The sequence below is a fragment of the Larkinella bovis genome (genome assembly GCF_042655385.1).
GTDB classification, from domain to species: domain Bacteria; phylum Bacteroidota; class Bacteroidia; order Cytophagales; family Spirosomataceae; genus Larkinella; species Larkinella bovis.
Genome location: NZ_JBHSMA010000012.1, coordinates 57,990 through 75,005, shown reverse-complemented (window position 1 = coordinate 75,005; position 17,016 = coordinate 57,990). Strand labels below are relative to the sequence as shown.

The following is a 17,016-nucleotide window of genomic DNA, read 5'->3' as shown; positions in this document are numbered from 1 at the left end:
CCCCGCCCAGATGCCTACGTACTCTAACGGGAGGTTGAGTTTAACGACCAGGGCAAACGCAGTATTAGCCGTGTTGACCTCTATAAATTCTGCTGTTTCGTACTGGAAACCAAACAGGGCACCCAACATCCTACTAACACAAGGCTGCTGAACGCTATGAATTGTGATTACTATCTATGAAGTATTTAAAGATAATATGCAATGATGGATTTACTGTATTTCCCGAACTATTTTTATGGTAAAATACCTAACACCGAAATTACGATTAATTTAAATATTGAATTAAAGCCTAAGAAACATTCAACTTGATTGGTTAAAATTTCAGCAAATGCAAATAATGTATGTAGATGAAAGCGGTGATCCTGGCACATCGAAATTTGGCTCTGAACATTTTATATTGAGCGGACTAATAATATCTGATGAATATTGGCGGGATTCTTTATCCCGTCTAAAAGAGTTTAGGCAACACTTGAAAAAAACTACAGGACTCTTGATCACGACTGAGTTGCATGCCGCTGAGTTAGTCCGTATTAAGAAAATAGAAGCTTATCGCAAAATACGGAAACCAGTAAGAGTTGGCATTATCAATCAGTTTATTCAACAAATACCAATTATTTTCAGTAGTGCTTCAGTTATAAATATTTGCTTACACAAAAAACAATTTCCTAAGGATACTAACTTTCAGGAATTAGCCTGGTCTAGACTTATTCAGCGTTATGACACATATCTTAAGAAACAAGTCAAAGACCGTGGAATTATTGTGAGCGATGAGACTGATGGGGCTATCATTCGTAAACTGTTACGAAAGATGCGTGTATACAATCCCGTTCCTTCTCACTACACAGGATCGCATAACGTACCAACGGATAACATTATCGAAGACATTTTTACTCGCAGTTCTCAGCACTCACTATTCATTCAAGCCGTTGATTTTATAGCCCATAGCCTATACAGGAAAGAATTTCCTAAGGGATCTTATCGTAAATATGGACTTGAAAAATCGTTTGATAACCTAGAACCAATCTTGCTGAAAGCAGCCAGTAAAGGTGACCCGTTAGGGATAGTAAGAAAGTGAAAAAGCCCCGGTTAATAACCGAGGCTCATAAGCGTGTACGCTTTTGATTGTCGCGGCCCGAACAGGCCAAGTGGCCTGCCCCGGTCGTCTTATTGCGTAAAGAAAAGAAATAATCTTAATTATCGTATAGTAAATTAACATTTTCTATTTCCTGGTAGTTCCAATAATAGTCTGAATATCAAGCATATTAGGCATTTTTGATATATACTTTAGCCGACTTGTATTCCTACTGAACCTATTTTAGGGAAGATAGAGTTTCCCAATGGAATTTATTGAACATTGTTTGAATCTCCCATATTGGCCTAATGTATCATATTAGTCCAACATAATTTACCTTTTTTGTAAGATCATTTGTCTATATCTATTAAACCCGTGACCTATACCGAATTTGAAGCCCGTTGGAAACCGGCGGGCGGTGCGGAACGTGCCAACTATGGTTTGTTCCTGCAAGACTTGTGTGATTTGATTGGCGTTGCCCGACCTGACCCCACGACCGATAACCCCGCCCAGGATGCCTACGTACTCGAACGGGCGGTTGAGTTCAACGACCACGGCAAACGCAGCATTGGCCGTGTTGACCTCTACAAACGCGGCTGTTTCGTACTGGAAACCAAACAGGGCACTCAAACGCCGGACCAGCAAAAGGCCGCTGAACGCGCCGAATTGGGGCTATCTTCCGAAAAACGCCGGAAAGGGCACGCCGTGCGGGGAACGACCAAATGGGGGCAAATGATGCAGACCGCCCGCCAACAGGCGTTAGGCTACGTTCGGGCCTTACCAGCCGATGAACCCCGACCCCTGTTTGTGCTGGTGGCCGATGTAGGTTACTGCATTGACGTATACAGCAACTTTGCGGGCGTTGGTGATCAATTCGTGCCCTTTCCTGATCAGGCCCGCTACCGGCTCCCCTTGTCGAAACTGGCCGATGAGGAAACGCGGGATATGCTGCGGCTCATTTGGACTGACCCGCGCGAACTGGACCCAAGCCGCCGTTCGGCCCGCGTGACGCGCGAACTAGCCGAATACCTTGCCAAACTATCGACGCAATTAGAAAGAGCCGGACAGTCACCGGATTTGGTGGCTCAGTTTCTGATGCGGTGTCTGTTTACCATGTTTTCGGAGGACGTGGGCCTGATTCCGAAAGATTCCTTTACCGGTATGCTGCGCCAGTACGCTCAACCGGACCTACGCGAATACTTGCCTGATGCCTTGCAAACCCTTTGGCGAACAATGGACACGGGCGGTTTTTCGCCCGACCTGAGGGCTAGGGTACGCAAATTCAACGGTAAACTGTTTCACGATGCCAGGGCGTTTACGCTGACGGCAGATCAAATTGAATTACTGCTGAAGGCGGCTGAGGCCGATTGGACCGCCGTAGAACCGGCCATTTTTGGCACGTTGCTGGAACGGGCCTTAGACCCGCGCGAACGGCACAGTTTGGGGGCACACTATACCCCGCGCCGGTACGTCGAGCGGTTGGTCCTGCCTACGGTACTGGAACCTCTGCGCCGGGAATGGGCGGCTGCTCAGGCTGCGGCCGCGCGGCTATTGGAAGAAGGCAAAGACAAAAACGCCCGCGCCGAACTGGAACGGTTTTTACGGCGGCTGACGAGTATCAAAATTTTAGACCCGGCCTGTGGTTCGGGGAATTTTTTGTATGTGACGCTCGAACACCTGAAACGATTGGAGGGGGAAGTATTAGCGGCCATCAACTCCTACGGCCAAACCGCCCTGCTCAACCTTAGTGGTGGAACGACCATTTCTCCCCGGCAACTGTTGGGTCTTGAACTGAACCCCCGCGCGGCTGCAATTGCCGACGTGGTGTTAAAAATTGGCTACCTGCAATGGCATTTGCGGACTCACGGAATGAGCGAGCTACCCGAACCCCTGTTAGACGAATACGAGAATATCCAGCAACGGGACGCCGTTTTGCAGCACGGCCCGCCCGTTCCGCGTGTCGATGCCAACGGCCAACCGGTTACGCGGTGGGATGGGATAGCGACCAAGCTACACCCGGTTACCGGCCAACCTGTGCCCGACGAAACCGCCCGCGTGATGGTGTACGACTACCCAAACCCCAAACCCGCCGAATGGCCGCAAGCTGATTTCATTGTAGGCAACCCGCCGTTTGTTGGTCCTGCGCGTATGCGTGATGCGTTAGGCGATGGTTATACGGAAGCCTTGCGAAAGACCTACAAAGGTAAAGTACCGGATTCGGCGGATTTGGTCATGTACTGGTGGTTTAACGCGGCTGAACAAGTTGAACAGGGAAACACCGAACGATTCGGTTTTATTACAACCAACAGCCTGAAACAGACGTTTAACCGGCGCGTGATGCAACCGTTTTTAGAAGGTGACAAATCCGCACTAATCTTAGCGTTTGCCATTCCTGACCATCCGTGGGTTGAAAGTGCTGACGGGGCTGCCGTGCGCATTGCAATGACGGTGGCCGAGCGTAGAGGTAATGGTCCAGCTAACGGTAATTTACTAACGGTAAAATCAGAAAGTGTCCCAATCGGAGATGATGCCGCCGAAGTTACATTTTCTACGCGACAAGGGGCAATTTTGTCTGATTTGACAATTGGTGCTGAACTTGATTCCGCCAAATCATTAAGGGCAAACGAAGGAATATCAAGTCCTGGAGTAAAGTTACATGGGGCTGGTTTTATAATAAACAAAGAAAAAGCTTATCAGCTAGGGTTAGGCTGTACTGTCGGTCTTGAAAATCATATTCGACACTATCGAAATGGACAAGATTTAACGAGTAAGTCCCGTAATGCCTTAGTAATTGACTTATACGGCTTATCGGCAAATGATGTGTTAAATAGATACCCATTGGTCTATCAACATTTGCTTGAAAATGTAAAGCCAGAACGGGACGCAAAAGGTAACACAAAAGATGGTGCTGGATATGCTAAATTTTGGTGGGTACATGGCAAACCTCGTCAAGAAATGCGTCGTATGTTACACAAATTGCCTCGTTACATCGCAACAGTCGAAACGGCAAAACATCGTACTTTTCAATTTCTTGATGCTGAAATACTGCCTGATAATATGCTGATTGCTATTGCACTAGAGGATGCCTATTATCTGGGAGTATTATCGAGTAATATTCATATTGTTTGGGCATTAGCAGCTGGTGGGGACTTAGGAGGAAATACACCCCGTTATAATAAAACCCGGTGTTTTGATCCGTTCCCATTCCCTGACTCAACACAGCAACAGCAAAACCGTATTCGAGAACTGGCTGAACAGTTAGACGTGCACCGCAAACGCCAACAGGCCGCAAACCCAACTTTAACGCTAACCGACCTCTACAACGTTGTCGAGAAGTTACGAGCGGGTGAATCGCTGAACGCGAAAGAGCAAATCATCAATCAGCAGGGTTTGGCATCGGTGGTCCTCAGTCTACATCAGCAGATAGACGCAGCCGTGGCCGATGCCTACGGCTGGCCGCACGACTTACAGGAGAGTGAAATCCTAACCCGCCTTGTTCGGCTCAACCACGAACGAGCCGCTGAAGAAGCCGCCGGACATATCCGCTACCTACGCCCCGAATATCAAGCCCCTGGCCAACAGCAGCAGTTAGGAATCAACTTACCAACGGAGACAACGACAAAGGAAACCGCCAAAGAAGTCAGTCAGCAGGAATGGCCGAAAGAACTAGCCCAACAAATGCAAGCCGTTCGGGATGCGGTCCAACAGGCGGGCGTTCCGCTCAATGCCAAACAGGTAGCCGCTCTGTTCCAGCGAACCAACGCCGGGAAAGTGCAGCCGCTGTTAGATACGCTGGCTGCGCTGGCGTTGGTGCGGCAAACGCCGGAGGGTGCCTATGCTCTTTAATTGTTAGCAAAAGGAATTAACGGTTTCATCAATTCTTACCCTATCAAGAGTAAACAATGCCAAAACTCATTAAACCGGAACGTATTAACCTTTCTTCTCATACAACGATACGTGAGAAATGGATACAAGATCAAATAGCCGACGATCCCCGTATTTTGGGATTGGGTGACATAATACTAAAAGACAAGGAACGTAGCCAACCCCGCGCCGGGCGTCTGGACTTACTCTTTCAGGATGCCGATAGTAACCGACGGTATGAGGTAGAACTTCAATTAGGTAAAACAGACGAAACGCACATCATAAGAACAATTGAGTATTGGGATATTGAACGTAAAAGATACCCGCAATACGACCATTGTGCCGTTATTATAGCGGAAGATATAACCAGTCGTTTCCTCAACATTATCAGCTTATTTAACGGCCACATCCCAATCATCGCCCTTCAAATGAACGCCTTTAAATTTGGAGAAGATATTGCATTGGTATTTACAAAAGTTGTTGACGAATTACAACTTGGTTTAGTAGAGGAGGATGAAGAAATAAAAGAACCCACAAACCGGGATTATTGGGTAAAACGTGGTTCGCAAGAAACGGTAAAAATGGCCGATGAAATATTAGCCATTGTTAAAGAATTTGTTCCGGACCAAATAGAGTTCAAGTACAACAAATTCTATATAGGACTTGCGAAGGACGGACAACCATTCAATTTCGTCATATGCCGTCCTAGAAATAAAGTATTGAACATCGATTTTAAGTCACCTTATTCGGAAGAAATACAGAACTTAATCGAAAGTGAAGGACTTGACGATATAGGCTATGAAAAACGATATAGCAATTATCGCATTAGACTTACAAAGCAGGATATTAAAAATAAACACGATGTTCTAAAATACTTACTTCAAAAAGCCTACGAATACTACAAATAGAAGGATGTCGAACGGTTCTTACTGTTAAAAAATGATCTCGTACCCCGTTCCTTTACGATAGTCGATTCCAGCCTGTATCCGTTCTGTCGGTTTGATTACCTGGCTAGTGGATAATAGTGGTAGCTGACCTTCTATGCTTCGTTGATACTTCTTAAGCCTTCGTAGAGGATTGTTAAATTGGTTTGCGTAGGTGTTGCGGATATTGTGCGCTATATAATAACACCGTTTCTCAAATACGGCTCCGGCCTGTTTGCCGGTTAAAAAGCGGTCAGCCAGGGCATTAAACATTTGACGGTTGGTCCTAGCTAAGTTCTTGATTTGTGTAATCGAAATAAACCGTTGGCGCGGACGCGGGGACTCAATAGTAATTCCTGTAACCGGACAGACAGCAACTCCCTGTTTTTGCTGTAAATCACTTAGGTCGGAACAACTTTGATCAGGTTGATTACTGTCACAAGGTACCCCGGAATATAAAGGGTTAATTTGTGACAGTGAGGGCGTTGGGGGGGCGGTTAATTCGTGACAGACAGGCGGGGTAAAATCGGTTAATTTGTGACAGGTCGCCCCCTCGTTTATCACTGTTTCCTCACTGTATTCGCTCACCGCAAAACCGTTCAAAGTGTATGGTTTTGAAAGGTTCTGCCAGGTGCTTTTGTGCTGATCAATGCGTGTCAGTAGTTGGTCGTCAACGGTGGTTAATTGGTCCCACGTTTGACGAACGAACGCGGCAACCTCAAGTTGCCAGTTACTACCGTACTGATCGAGTAAGGCCCGAAAACGGTTTTTGTTTCGGCTCAGACGTTGACGGTGCGTTGCGGCCTGTTTTACGGTCAGGTTTTCGGGTGTGTGCCAGTAACGCGGGTTCCGGCCTTGCTGGTAGATATGCCGCTGATCGGTGTTCAGGTTCTTTGTATCAATAGCCGGGTCGTCAAACAGAATATTGTTGAAGGTGTTGACCAGTAGAACGCCTAGCGGTCCGTAGTTAGCTACGTTTAGTAAATCGACCAGGGTGTGCAGTCGAACGCCCTTACCGTCAAAGTACCTCATCTTTCTAACCCGAATCTCAAACCGTAGCACGTTAGCGGCTAGTCCTTTCTGTTTGCCTTTGTCATACATCTTTACGACGTAGCGTTGTCGATCACAGACATAATACGGGATCGAGCTATGACTATCAACCGCAAACGGCTGGTTTTTGTAGCAGATGAGGTTTGCTAAGACTTTGGCAACTGGAAACGGCAATTCAACGTTTACGCCAAACTCTATGTTATTGATGACTGAATCAAACAGGTTAAAACCGTACTCAGTTGCTAATTGATCCAGCGTCAGTAACAGGTCGTTTGCGGTGTATTGGTCGGCATTGTGTAGACCGCCATTAAAGAATTTGTGCAAACTTCCTTTTACCTCAACCCGGTAACCTTTGCCGGTTTTGCGGGGAACGAGCCGAAAGGTTAGCCCCCGGTCATATGCCTTTCGGACCGGATTAAGAATGACCCCGGTTTGCCCATCAACCAACGTTCCAAACGTCAAACGTTCGTTTGTCAGCAGCGCATCAACATTTACCGAAACGTCCTGTATGGTGATTCCGTCGAACATGGCAAAGTGAACCCGCCCCCACGGTCAACGTGTGGTAAGTACCCGCGCGGGGCGGTTCGTTACATGAGAAATGAGTTAAAGAAGCCCCCGGCCAACAATGGAGGCTACAAACGCGGCCCGGTCTTTGGGGAATGGATAATAAGCCGGGAAGTAACGGAGAGTCATACGCCCGGCATCGGTCGAGAATTGAACGATAACTCCGTTGCGGACTTTACTACCTCCCTGTCCGAATGTTACGACATTACCGATGTAAACGCCCGCGTAGTTGGTCCGTTGCAGCCCGGTAAAGAAGGTAATCTTTCGTGCTGACCTTTTGCCCGTGCCTGGTTCTTTCTTCTTGGTATCGGGACCGCGTAGGATAAATTCGGCGTCTATGTTGTCATTGAACCGCCGTTCCTCAACAATCAATTCACGCGGAACCTTGCAAAACCCCGGTTCACATTCTTTGACAATGTACCGGCCCCGGTCAATATCAAGCCGGTACGTCAGGCGGTGGGAGGTGGGTAGATAGGTCATTGGTTACGGCCCTCCGCTGCCTTGTGTTTAAACCGGCGCGGCTGTTTGAGCGCGGCCAATACGTCCGTTTTTTGATAGCGTACACGCCCGTTGATTTTGCGCGGAACCAGAACGGCCGGGCGGTCGTCGGTGTCGGTTGCCCAATCATGCAAGGTGGTTAGACTCACTTGCAGAACATCGGCCGTTTGTCGGCGTGTCAGTAGTTCGGGAAGGTCGAAGCCTTCGGGGGCGGGGGGCGTGAAGTTCGCCAATTCCGAGCGGACCGCCCCACGTACCAGTTCGGTCAACTGGTCGGGTGTAATCTGAATTTGAGTGATAGTACTGAACATTTTTGAATCATAAATTATTTTCTACAATTCAAAAATGTTTTATATACACAGTGTAGGGTTAATTATGTAGGAGTAAATCTTCCTACATTTTATAAGGAATAATTAAGTTAGATTAACATGTAGAAAATCATCAACTTTTTTAATATCATTCTCCTTAGTAGTATTATATCTATCTTCCGTTTTCTTTACACCCCAGTATGTAAGCATTGCGCGTATATCTTGCTCATTCCTACCTAGTAGTTGACTCAATATTTTTGCCTTCTTTTGATTACCTACATTGTTCCAAACAGTAGAATTCATAAAGCCTAGTCTATCCATAGCTATCATTTGCTGTTTAAGGGAAAATCTATCCGATTTTAGTGTTGGTAAGATGCTATCATCTTTCTCTTTATTTCTCCTAGCAGCCGAAGTTATTACCCACCTTTCATATTCTTTAGGTGTAAAATCTTTTGATAGACCTTTGATTTCAGACGTAACCATTTCAAGTGTCAGATTCATCAACATTACAACAAGTTCATCTATCCTGTATTTTTCATTATCCTCTTCTCTTCCACTTGGCATCTTCAAATCTAAAAGATCTCTTTCAAAGTATTGATGAAAGCCGTCAAGCTCTATTAATTCAAAAAGAGTTCGAGCTAAATCTACCCGCCAAGTTACATTATGCACTAACTCTAATAGGTATCTAGTGTAACCTTGTTGAGACTCAAAATCCCGAAAATGACAATACCTTGCTGCAATTAATGTTCGAATTCTGCGAGTATCATAATATTTTGCTGCATTGTCTTCTTCAGAGTTTAGTTCTGCTATAGTATTAAAATCCACTAACGTTCTGTAATCCTCCGATTCAATTAACCAACGGAAACTATTATTAAGAACTTCCTTCCCGTCATCTGGCCTTTTTTCAAATAGATCCCTAAGAGGGTAAACCCATTCTAAAGCAAAAACAAAGAATGAATTTAGTTTCTTAAAAATATCATTCAAAATAACAACTTCATTGTTTTCCGTCTCATTGAAATCCATAAGTATATGTATTCGAGATTAGTTTTTTTACAAGTGAATATGTTCTGACAATAGTGAGGCATTCTGTCCCGAGGAAATTTTGTTATACTGTAAAAATACTACCTCTAAGCGGTGCCCGGTAATCTTAATTATGGCAACCGTAGGAACCTCATGCGGCACTTTCCAAATCACTATAATGAAGCATCACACGGCCCAGGTCAACGGCTCGTACTTCATCCGCGCTCAGTGTTTCTACGGCTACGGTGTCGCCTTTGGCGTTAATAAACTCCACTTCAAAAAGGTCATTTCTTCCGTAGATGTGAACAACGGTTCCTACGTCCCCCCGGCGCAAGCCAGTGGCCGGGCGATCTGTCAATAAGGCCACTAAATCAAGTTCCTGAATCATCGTTTTAGTTGTTTGGGTATGCTGTGATTAATCACGGTTCGTGATCAGGCGGAATGGGTATGTTTTGCCGTTGGGTGCCTCCATCGAACCAACAACAATGTATTTATGACCCGCCCGGTTAGCAGATTCATCCACAACCGAACCCGTACAGGCAAGCCGTAGTAAATCAGTCCGTAATTGTTCGCCTTTGTCGAGCGTGTAGCCAATGTGTTCGAAAAAACGGGCCTTACTCTTACCGTCAGGATGCGTCGGATTGAGCAGGTATTGATAAAGTTTGCTATCATCAATGCGAGCCTTTTCACAATTAGGTAATTTGTTATCCATCAGACAAATCAGGCTACTTTTTGCAAAGGCAAAACCGGAACGGCTGCGGCAACGGACTCGCTGGATAATCCCGAAAAATGCGGGTGATCCAGCATCATCAATGCATTCTGCTCCGAGGAAATTTTAATATAACGCAAAAACACGGCCTCCGATCGGTGACCGGTAATTTTCATAATGGCAACGGTCGGAACCTTTGCCAAATACGCATTGGTGGCAAAAGACCGGCGGGCGGTGTGCGTCGTAACCATTTCACACTTTTCAATGTAGCGCGTTTCCTTCCTGCCGCCTTTCGTCCGGCTCACCTCTACGGAGTCTGTCAGCCCGGCACGTCGGCACAACTCTTTCAGATAATCGTTCATTTTCTGGTTTGTGATCGTGCGCGGGGGAATACCTTCGTATTTGTTGATGATAGAAAGGACTTTAGGGTTGAGGGGTATAGAAACCCGTTCGGACGTTTTGAGCGTCTTACGGGTCAAAATACGGCCGTTGTGGGTAATGTTTTCGGGCCGCAACTCAGAGAAGTCGGAAAACCGTAGGCCCGTATAACAGCCAATCAGAAACAGGTCACGAACCCGGTCGAGTCGGGCGTTAGCGGAAAGGTCGAGGTTATAGAGTCTCGTTAATTCATCATCAGTGAGGTACACATTATCTACGTCCTCCACCAACTTTTTGAAATCCCGATGTTGATAAACGTTATTGCTATGCAGTCCGTCGGCATGAGCCTGTTTCAGCATCACTTTAAGGTCTTTGAGCAACGTACCAACGTAATTGAGTGTTAGGCCCCGGCCGGTTAGCCAGAGTTTGAAGGCGTGGTAATAATCGAGTGAGAAATCATTGTAATCAATGCCGTTACGGGTTTCGGCCTGGTAGCGCTCCAGGATTCGTTTTAACTTCATGTACCCGGCCAATGTGTAGCGGGCATACCGCATACTTTTTGAGTTTAGCCGTTTTCCGGCCTCAGCCTCTTTGACAAACCGCTCAATGTATTCGGTGAACGGTTCCGTTTTTTCCTCAACTACTTTGACTTTCTTAGTCCGGCCTAACTCCGTGTCGAGGTGCTGTTTGATCGTCTCATTTTCAAACGGGATTTGAGCCAGTTGCAGGGCGTTCAATACCTTTTTCGTAGCAGACCGCCAACGGTCGAGGTGGGCATTGATCGTTTCAAACGGTTCACGAGCGGCCCGGCTCTTTTGGTTGGTATACGCCCGTTGGTTGGTTATGTCCCATTGGTACGGTTCAATGGTGAGGCCGGTTGAGGTCTTGAACCGGGCGTTATCGTAGCGGAAAACAAGGTTAATGAGCGTTGACCGGTCAGCGCGGGCGTCTTTGAGTAAGAACTTGATGTCCTTATCTGATATGGTTTTCATTGGTAAACTTGGTTTGGTCAGTTCCAAGTTACGAATATTCTAAATACGGGGGACGGAATAGGGGACGGATTTACTTGATAATCCCTTACTTTTTTCCATTAAGCCCCATAAAGCAAAAAGGGCTAATCAGTTGATTTTGAGGTTTTACGCTCGAAAACTGATTAACCCTTATCTGAAAAATGAGCCTCCTACGGGATTCGAACCTGCGACCTACGCATTACGAATGCGTCGCTCTACCAGCTGAGCTAAGGAGGCAAAGTGACCGGCTGTTTTTGGGGCCGGTGCCCGATTGCGATGCAAATATAACGGGTCCTTTACAAACCATGCAAGCAAACGCGGCAAAATTGCGTAAATTTGCGGCATGATTTCTATTACCAACCTGTCTTATTATCTCGGGAGCCGGGCGCTCTACGAAAACGCATCAATGCACATCAAGCCCGGTCAGAAGATTGGGCTCATCGGCCTCAACGGCACCGGAAAATCGACGCTGCTGCGGCTGATCATTGGTGAATACCAGTCCGACGGCGGCATTATCTCCAAAGCGGGCGACGTTACCATCGGTTTTTTGAACCAGGATCTCCTCTCCTACCAAACCGATGACTCGATTCTGTCGGTGGCCATGCAGGCCTTCGAACGCCAGAACCACCTGCAAAAGCGCATCGACGCCCTGCTGCACGAAATGGAAGTTCATTATACCGACGCCCTGATCGACAAGCTGGCCCGGGCACAGGACGAGTTTGCCGCCCTGGACGGGTACACCATCCAGTCGAAAGCGGAGGAAATTCTGGAAGGACTGGGCTTTACCACCGAGGATCTGTATAAACCGCTCCGGCAATTTTCCGGGGGCTGGCGGATGCGGGTCATGCTGGCAAAACTGCTGCTGCAAAAACCGTCGCTGCTCATGCTCGATGAGCCCACCAACCACCTGGACCTTCCCTCTATTCAGTGGGTGGAGAAATACATTCAGAACTACGAAGGGGCCGTGATCGTGGTCTCGCACGATCGCGAATTCCTGGATAATGTGGTCGATAGCATCGTGGAGGTTTCCGGGGCCCGGCTGCATTATTATCCCGGAAATTATTCTTTTTACGTCGAAGAGAAGGCACTCCGCAACGAAATTCAGCAGGGTGCTTACGAAAACCAGCAGGCCAAAATCCGCCAGACCGAGCGGTTTATTGAACGCTTCAAGGCCAAAGCCACCAAGGCGAAACAGGCCCAGAGCCGGGTTAAAATGCTCGAAAAAATGGAACTGGTCGATGCGGTGATCGACGAAAATGCCCGCGTCAACTTCCGGTTTAACTTCTCAACGCAACCCGGTCGGCATATTCTGCACCTGGATGATGTCACCAAAAATTACGGCGAAAAGAAAATTCTGACTCATACGACCGCCCGACTGGAGCGCGGGGATCATGTCGCGCTGATCGGTGCCAACGGGAAGGGGAAATCAACTCTGCTCCGGATCATTGCCGGAACCGAACCAACCACCACGGGCGAACGGCGACTGGGGCATAATGTCTCGTTCAGCTTTTACGCCCAGCACCAGCTGGAGTCGCTGAACGTGGAAGACAACATGCTCGAAGAACTGAAATCGGCCAACCCAACCAAGTCGGAGTCGGAGCTGCGGACGGTTCTGGGCTGCTTCCTGTTCTCGGGCGATGATGTATTCAAGAAAATCAAGGTGTTGTCCGGAGGGGAAAAGTCACGGGTGGCGCTGGCGAAAGTGCTGTTGTCGCAGGCCAACTTCCTGCTGCTCGATGAGCCGACCAACCACCTGGACATGCAGTCGGTGAACATTCTGATTCAGGCGCTGGAACAGTACGAAGGGACCTATGTCATCGTCTCGCACGACCGGTATTTTGTCTCACAAATCGCCAATAAAATCTGGTATATTGAAGACGAGCAGGTGAAAGAATACCCCGGCACGTACGACGAATACGAATGGTGGATGGAAGAGCGGAAATCGAAGGGACTGGAAAATAAAGGGAGTTCGGCACCCGTTACCGCCCCGGCTCCTAAGCCGAAACCGGCCGCCAGCGACGACGAGCGGAAGGAACTGCAACGGGCTCTGAAAAAAGCGACGCAGCAGGCCGACGAACTGGAGCAGAAAATTGCCGGACTGGAAAAACAGAAAAAACAGCTGGAAGCCGAATTAGCGACGCCGGCCGTAGTGTCGGATGGTAAAAAGCTGCAAACCAAAACGGCCGATTATCAGCGCCTTAAGACGCAGCTCGATATGGTTCAGGAACAGTGGGAGGACGCCATGCTCGAAGCCGAGGAACTGGAGAAAAAGCTGGCGTAAACTTACCCGTAGATGATGTAAAGCGAACTGACCCCGACCGAAAAAACCGCCCAGGTGATCAGCCCGACAAGGGTAACCAGGGCGGTTTTGAGAACCGATCGGGGGCGATGGGCGGGTAAAAACTGGTAGTAAGCAATCGTTAAATACACCAATTGAACAAGCAATTGACTGTAATTGAAGGCGTTTCCCTCCGGCAAAAGCTGCCGGAAAGGCGTCAGAACGAGGGCGGTCAGCAGCGCATAGAAACTCGAAAAGAAGACCTGCGCCACCAAATGCTCGGCATAGTTGATTCCCGTTCGAAGGAAAAACAACCAGTAAACCATCGAAATTATCGGAATCGCCAGAAAAAGAATCAGGTTGTTCCGTTTCTCAATAAAGGCCTGAAGGTTCTGCCGACGTTCGGCAATGCCGATCATCTGCTGCCGTTCCCGCTCGCTCCCGTACGGTCTGGCTTCGGCCTTCTGCACCAGATTCTGCGAACGGGTATACGGATGAAAAACCGAGTTCAGAAATACCGTCAACCCTAACACCAGCACCAGAAAGGTAAAGGGGTTGAAGTATTTCTTGCGTTTGCCTTCCAGAATGTATTCCCGAGCCACCAGGCCGGGCCGGACCGCCAGTTCTTTCACCAGATGAAGCACGCCCTTGTCGGCATGGGTCAGGGCGTGGAAAATCTCGTGAAAAATGTGCGGCAGGTTAAACCGGTGAATGGGCGTGGTTTGCCCGCAATTCGGACAATACCGAAACGGTTCTTCCAGACTGGCCGTACAGTTCGGGCATTCGTTTACCGCAGTCAGGCTCATGGCGTTAGGTCAAAATGAAGCGGCCCGCAAAGTACTGGTTTTGACCCGAAACCACAACTCAGGCACGTCCGGCCACCCGCCAATTAACCGGATCCGGAACCGGCATGAGCTGATGCACCGATGCCCGGATGTTTTTGCAAATCGTCTCGGCGGGCAAATCGTTGGAGTCGGTGCCGAACGGATCTTCGATTTCTTCCGCAATCACTTCCAGACTGGCCAGCACATAAAAGATAAATACCACGAACGGAATCACCAGGTAGTGCAGGTTGAACACGTAGCCCAGCGGCAGCGTGATGCAGTAAATCATGATGAATTTCTTCAGAAACGCGCTGTAGGAATAGGGAATCGGCGTTTTATGAATCCGTTCGCAGGCCCCGCAAATGTCCATCAAACTGAGCAGTTCGGGATTCAGCACCAGCAGGTGTTCGGGCAGCAAAACACCCCGGCGCTGTAGTTCGTACACTTTGCGGATGATGGCCGCCGAAATCTGCGCCGGAATGTGACTTTCCCGGTTCAGATCGGACAACCGAAACAGGGCGGTTTCGACAAACTCCTGCTCGATAAAGCCCGACCGCAGGTGATTTTTTAGGGCGTAGGCAAAGTTGGGAATCATCGTCCGGAAAAACGCCCGTTCTTCGGCTGCCGCCGGGTCCAGCAATGGTTCCAGCTTCATGGACAGATTCCGGCTGTTGTTGACCAAAGCGCCCCACTGCCGACGGCCCTCCCACCAGCGGTCGTAGGCCGTATTGGTCCGGAAAACCAGCAACATCGAGATCACAAACCCCAGCAGGGAGTGCATGAGCGAAATATGTTTCAGATCCGACTTGTCCGGCAAATGAAAAACATCAATGATGACAAAGGCTACCACCAGGGAATAAACCGCCATCAGACCCATATAGGGCAGCAGTTTCCGGGCCGTATCGGCCTTCGGAAAATCAATCAGAAACCGGAGCCACTCTTTGGGGTTATAAACAACCTGTAATTCGGGATTTGTCTCGTGCTTTCTCAACGTTGATTGGTTGGATAGGATACATGAATTCGTGAGCAGTCGCGATTCCCAGGCCAGCCATCAGGGCTGCCCGTGCGCCCTCCTCCTTCCATTTTCATGGTAAAGATAGAAAACCTTCAGAAGTTCATCCAAACCGCCCCCCAAAACCGCAGCCCGGCCCGGCAACTTCCCGGCCGAATTTTCGTTCTTATACCGAAACCTTTTAGCTAAATGCCCGTAACCTTCCGACTTTTCCTGCTGCTCCATCTCCTGATCGTCGTTCGGGCTGCGGCCCAGAACCTGCCGACGGAAGACCGCATTTTTGATACAAGCCTTAAAACCGTTCTGTTGTATCCCGTGCTGGGCAACGATGCCACCGACCCGGCCCAGACGCTGAATCCGCCGGTTATCGACCAGACTGTCGGGACGCAACTCATGCTGGAGTTCGACGATCTGACGGCGAACTACCGCCCGTTCCGGGCCAAACTGGTGCATTGCAATGCCGACTGGAAGCAATCGGTGCTGAACGACATCGAGTTTACGTACGAATACAATGATTACCCGATTCAGGACTACCAGATTTCGCTGAATACCAAGATACCGTACTACCATTACCGGTTTCCGGTGCCGAAGGTGAAACTACCCGGCAATTACGTGCTGGTGGTCTACAATGAGCGCAATCCGCGCCAGATTTACTTCAGCCGCCGGTTTATCACCTACACCAACCGCGTGGCGGTTTCGCCAACAGTGCAGTTTGCCAACGATCCGCAACTGCGGTTTACCGACCAGCAAATCAATTTCGATATTAGCTACCGGGGCTATCCGCTCATTTCTCCGCAGGACGACCTGAAGATCGTGATCCGGCAGGATTACCGCGACGACCGCGCCATTTCGGGCCTGCGACCGACGAACGTCCGGGTGTTCGACAACCTGCTGGAATACCGGCTGTTCGATCTGAAAAACACCTTTCCCGGCGGCAACGAATACCGGTATTTCGATACCCGAACGGTTTTGTCACGGGGAAATTACATCGAGCGCGTCGAACGGAAGGAAGATAAGAATACGGTTTTTGTGAACACCGACGGCCCGCGTAGCGTGGGCGTTTACGTCCAGACCGACGACTTCAACGGCCAGTACGTGATCGACCAGCTCGAAACCAGAATCGGGGCCACGCAGGCCGACTACATCACGACGGTTTTTACGCTCCGCATCGACGAAATCGCCAACGCCGACGTGTTTGTGAACAGCGCGTTCAATTTCTGGCGGCTGGACGACCTCAACCGGATGAGCTACGTGCCGGAACTGCGGGCGTACCAGGCTGAAATTCAGTTGAAACAGGGCGTTTACAACTATAACTATTCGGTCAAAGGCATTCCGCTGCCGGTCACCCGCTCGGGCATGACTTTATCGGGCAACGAAACCCTGCTTGAAGGCAATTATTCGGATACCGAAAACGATTACGAACTTTTCGTCTACCACCGCCCCCCGGCCGCGCGGGCCGACCAGTTGATCGGCTACCGGCGACTGGGTTACAACAAGCGGAAGTAA

The 17,016-nt window shown here is 48.7% G+C and carries 14 protein-coding genes and 1 tRNA gene; 5 read left to right on the top strand and 10 right to left on the bottom strand.

The annotated features are described in order from the left end of the window. Positions 1 to 328 precede the first annotated feature (328 nt). The 3 genes from ACFPMF_RS23865 to ACFPMF_RS23855 all read left to right on the top strand — a co-directional run bounded on the left by ACFPMF_RS23865 (position 329) and on the right by ACFPMF_RS23855 (position 5,844). On the top strand, positions 329 to 1,075 hold the full coding sequence (locus tag ACFPMF_RS23865) for a DUF3800 domain-containing protein (RefSeq protein WP_379849843.1): 747 nt from the start codon (positions 329 to 331) through the stop codon (positions 1,073 to 1,075). Between the two features lie 372 nt (positions 1,076 to 1,447). After that, positions 1,448 to 4,918 (top strand): class I SAM-dependent DNA methyltransferase, encoded by a 3,471-nt coding sequence (locus ACFPMF_RS23860; protein ID WP_379849841.1) that lies wholly within the window; start codon positions 1,448 to 1,450, stop codon positions 4,916 to 4,918. A gap of 56 nt (positions 4,919 to 4,974) precedes the next feature. Continuing rightward, positions 4,975 to 5,844 (top strand): hypothetical protein, encoded by an 870-nt coding sequence (locus ACFPMF_RS23855; protein ID WP_379849839.1) that lies wholly within the window; start codon positions 4,975 to 4,977, stop codon positions 5,842 to 5,844. A 24-nt stretch (positions 5,845 to 5,868) separates the two neighbouring features. On the opposite strand, the gene ACFPMF_RS23850 is transcribed toward ACFPMF_RS23855, so the two are convergent. From ACFPMF_RS23850 to ACFPMF_RS23815, 8 genes are all read right to left on the bottom strand, one after another. After that, the gene (locus ACFPMF_RS23850; protein WP_379849837.1) at positions 5,869 to 7,437 is read right to left on the bottom strand and encodes a hypothetical protein; all 1,569 of its coding nucleotides are present in this window, start codon (positions 7,435 to 7,437) and stop codon (positions 5,869 to 5,871) included. A gap of 75 nt (positions 7,438 to 7,512) precedes the next feature. Continuing rightward, positions 7,513 to 7,953, bottom strand: a complete 441-nt coding sequence (locus tag ACFPMF_RS23845) for a hypothetical protein (RefSeq protein ID WP_379849835.1) — start codon at positions 7,951 to 7,953, stop codon at positions 7,513 to 7,515. Next, a complete protein-coding gene (locus ACFPMF_RS23840) occupies positions 7,950 to 8,282 on the bottom strand; it encodes a DNA-binding protein (protein ID WP_379849833.1) in 333 nt (110 codons plus the stop codon). The genes ACFPMF_RS23845 and ACFPMF_RS23840 overlap by 4 nt, the downstream gene beginning before the upstream one ends. A 102-nt stretch (positions 8,283 to 8,384) precedes the next feature. Beyond that, positions 8,385 to 9,302, bottom strand: coding sequence for a hypothetical protein (locus tag ACFPMF_RS23835; RefSeq protein ID WP_379849831.1), 918 nt, complete (start codon positions 9,300 to 9,302; stop codon positions 8,385 to 8,387). A 148-nt stretch (positions 9,303 to 9,450) separates the two neighbouring features. Next, on the bottom strand, positions 9,451 to 9,687 hold the full coding sequence (locus tag ACFPMF_RS23830; protein ID WP_379849829.1) for a DUF4926 domain-containing protein: 237 nt from the start codon (positions 9,685 to 9,687) through the stop codon (positions 9,451 to 9,453). 27 nt (positions 9,688 to 9,714) lie between these two features. After that, positions 9,715 to 10,011: a DUF6883 domain-containing protein gene (locus tag ACFPMF_RS23825; protein WP_379849827.1), complete on the bottom strand. Its 297-nt coding sequence runs from the start codon at positions 10,009 to 10,011 to the stop codon at positions 9,715 to 9,717. An 8-nt stretch (positions 10,012 to 10,019) separates the two neighbouring features. Beyond that, on the bottom strand, positions 10,020 to 11,378 hold the full coding sequence (locus tag ACFPMF_RS23820) for a site-specific integrase (protein ID WP_379849825.1): 1,359 nt from the start codon (positions 11,376 to 11,378) through the stop codon (positions 10,020 to 10,022). Positions 11,379 to 11,560: 182 nt separating this feature from the next. After that, positions 11,561 to 11,633: transfer RNA gene (locus tag ACFPMF_RS23815), tRNA-Thr, on the bottom strand. Between the two features lie 106 nt (positions 11,634 to 11,739). Between ACFPMF_RS23815 and ACFPMF_RS23810 the strand changes: the two genes are divergently transcribed. Then, the gene (locus ACFPMF_RS23810; protein WP_379849823.1) at positions 11,740 to 13,677 is read left to right on the top strand and encodes an ABC-F family ATP-binding cassette domain-containing protein; all 1,938 of its coding nucleotides are present in this window, start codon (positions 11,740 to 11,742) and stop codon (positions 13,675 to 13,677) included. A gap of 2 nt (positions 13,678 to 13,679) precedes the next feature. Here ACFPMF_RS23810 and ACFPMF_RS23805 read toward each other — a convergent pair whose 3' ends face one another. Further along, positions 13,680 to 14,480, bottom strand: coding sequence for a DUF3667 domain-containing protein (locus ACFPMF_RS23805; protein ID WP_379849821.1), 801 nt, complete (start codon positions 14,478 to 14,480; stop codon positions 13,680 to 13,682). A 58-nt stretch (positions 14,481 to 14,538) separates the two neighbouring features. Then, positions 14,539 to 15,489: a bestrophin family protein gene (locus ACFPMF_RS23800; RefSeq protein WP_379849819.1), complete on the bottom strand. Its 951-nt coding sequence runs from the start codon at positions 15,487 to 15,489 to the stop codon at positions 14,539 to 14,541. A 210-nt stretch (positions 15,490 to 15,699) separates the two neighbouring features. Between ACFPMF_RS23800 and ACFPMF_RS23795 the strand changes: the two genes are divergently transcribed. Then, positions 15,700 to 17,016, top strand: coding sequence for a type IX secretion system plug protein (locus tag ACFPMF_RS23795; protein WP_379849817.1), 1,317 nt, complete (start codon positions 15,700 to 15,702; stop codon positions 17,014 to 17,016).

Excerpts from the sequence above, each read along its gene's own strand:
- ACFPMF_RS23865 (WP_379849843.1), top strand. The coding sequence starts at position 329 with ATGCAAATAATGTATGTAGATGAAAGCGGTGATCCTGGCACATCGAAA.
- ACFPMF_RS23855 (WP_379849839.1), top strand. The coding sequence starts at position 4,975 with ATGCCAAAACTCATTAAACCGGAACGTATTAACCTTTCTTCTCATACA.
- ACFPMF_RS23850 (WP_379849837.1), bottom strand. The coding sequence starts at position 7,437 with ATGTTCGACGGAATCACCATACAGGACGTTTCGGTAAATGTTGATGCG.
- ACFPMF_RS23845 (WP_379849835.1), bottom strand. The coding sequence starts at position 7,953 with ATGACCTATCTACCCACCTCCCACCGCCTGACGTACCGGCTTGATATT.
- ACFPMF_RS23840 (WP_379849833.1), bottom strand. The coding sequence starts at position 8,282 with ATGTTCAGTACTATCACTCAAATTCAGATTACACCCGACCAGTTGACC.
- ACFPMF_RS23835 (WP_379849831.1), bottom strand. The coding sequence starts at position 9,302 with ATGGATTTCAATGAGACGGAAAACAATGAAGTTGTTATTTTGAATGAT.
- ACFPMF_RS23830 (WP_379849829.1), bottom strand. The coding sequence starts at position 9,687 with ATGATTCAGGAACTTGATTTAGTGGCCTTATTGACAGATCGCCCGGCC.
- ACFPMF_RS23825 (WP_379849827.1), bottom strand. The coding sequence starts at position 10,011 with ATGGATAACAAATTACCTAATTGTGAAAAGGCTCGCATTGATGATAGC.
- ACFPMF_RS23820 (WP_379849825.1), bottom strand. The coding sequence starts at position 11,378 with ATGAAAACCATATCAGATAAGGACATCAAGTTCTTACTCAAAGACGCC.
- ACFPMF_RS23810 (WP_379849823.1), top strand. The coding sequence starts at position 11,740 with ATGATTTCTATTACCAACCTGTCTTATTATCTCGGGAGCCGGGCGCTC.
- ACFPMF_RS23805 (WP_379849821.1), bottom strand. The coding sequence starts at position 14,480 with ATGAGCCTGACTGCGGTAAACGAATGCCCGAACTGTACGGCCAGTCTG.
- ACFPMF_RS23795 (WP_379849817.1), top strand. The coding sequence starts at position 15,700 with ATGCCCGTAACCTTCCGACTTTTCCTGCTGCTCCATCTCCTGATCGTC.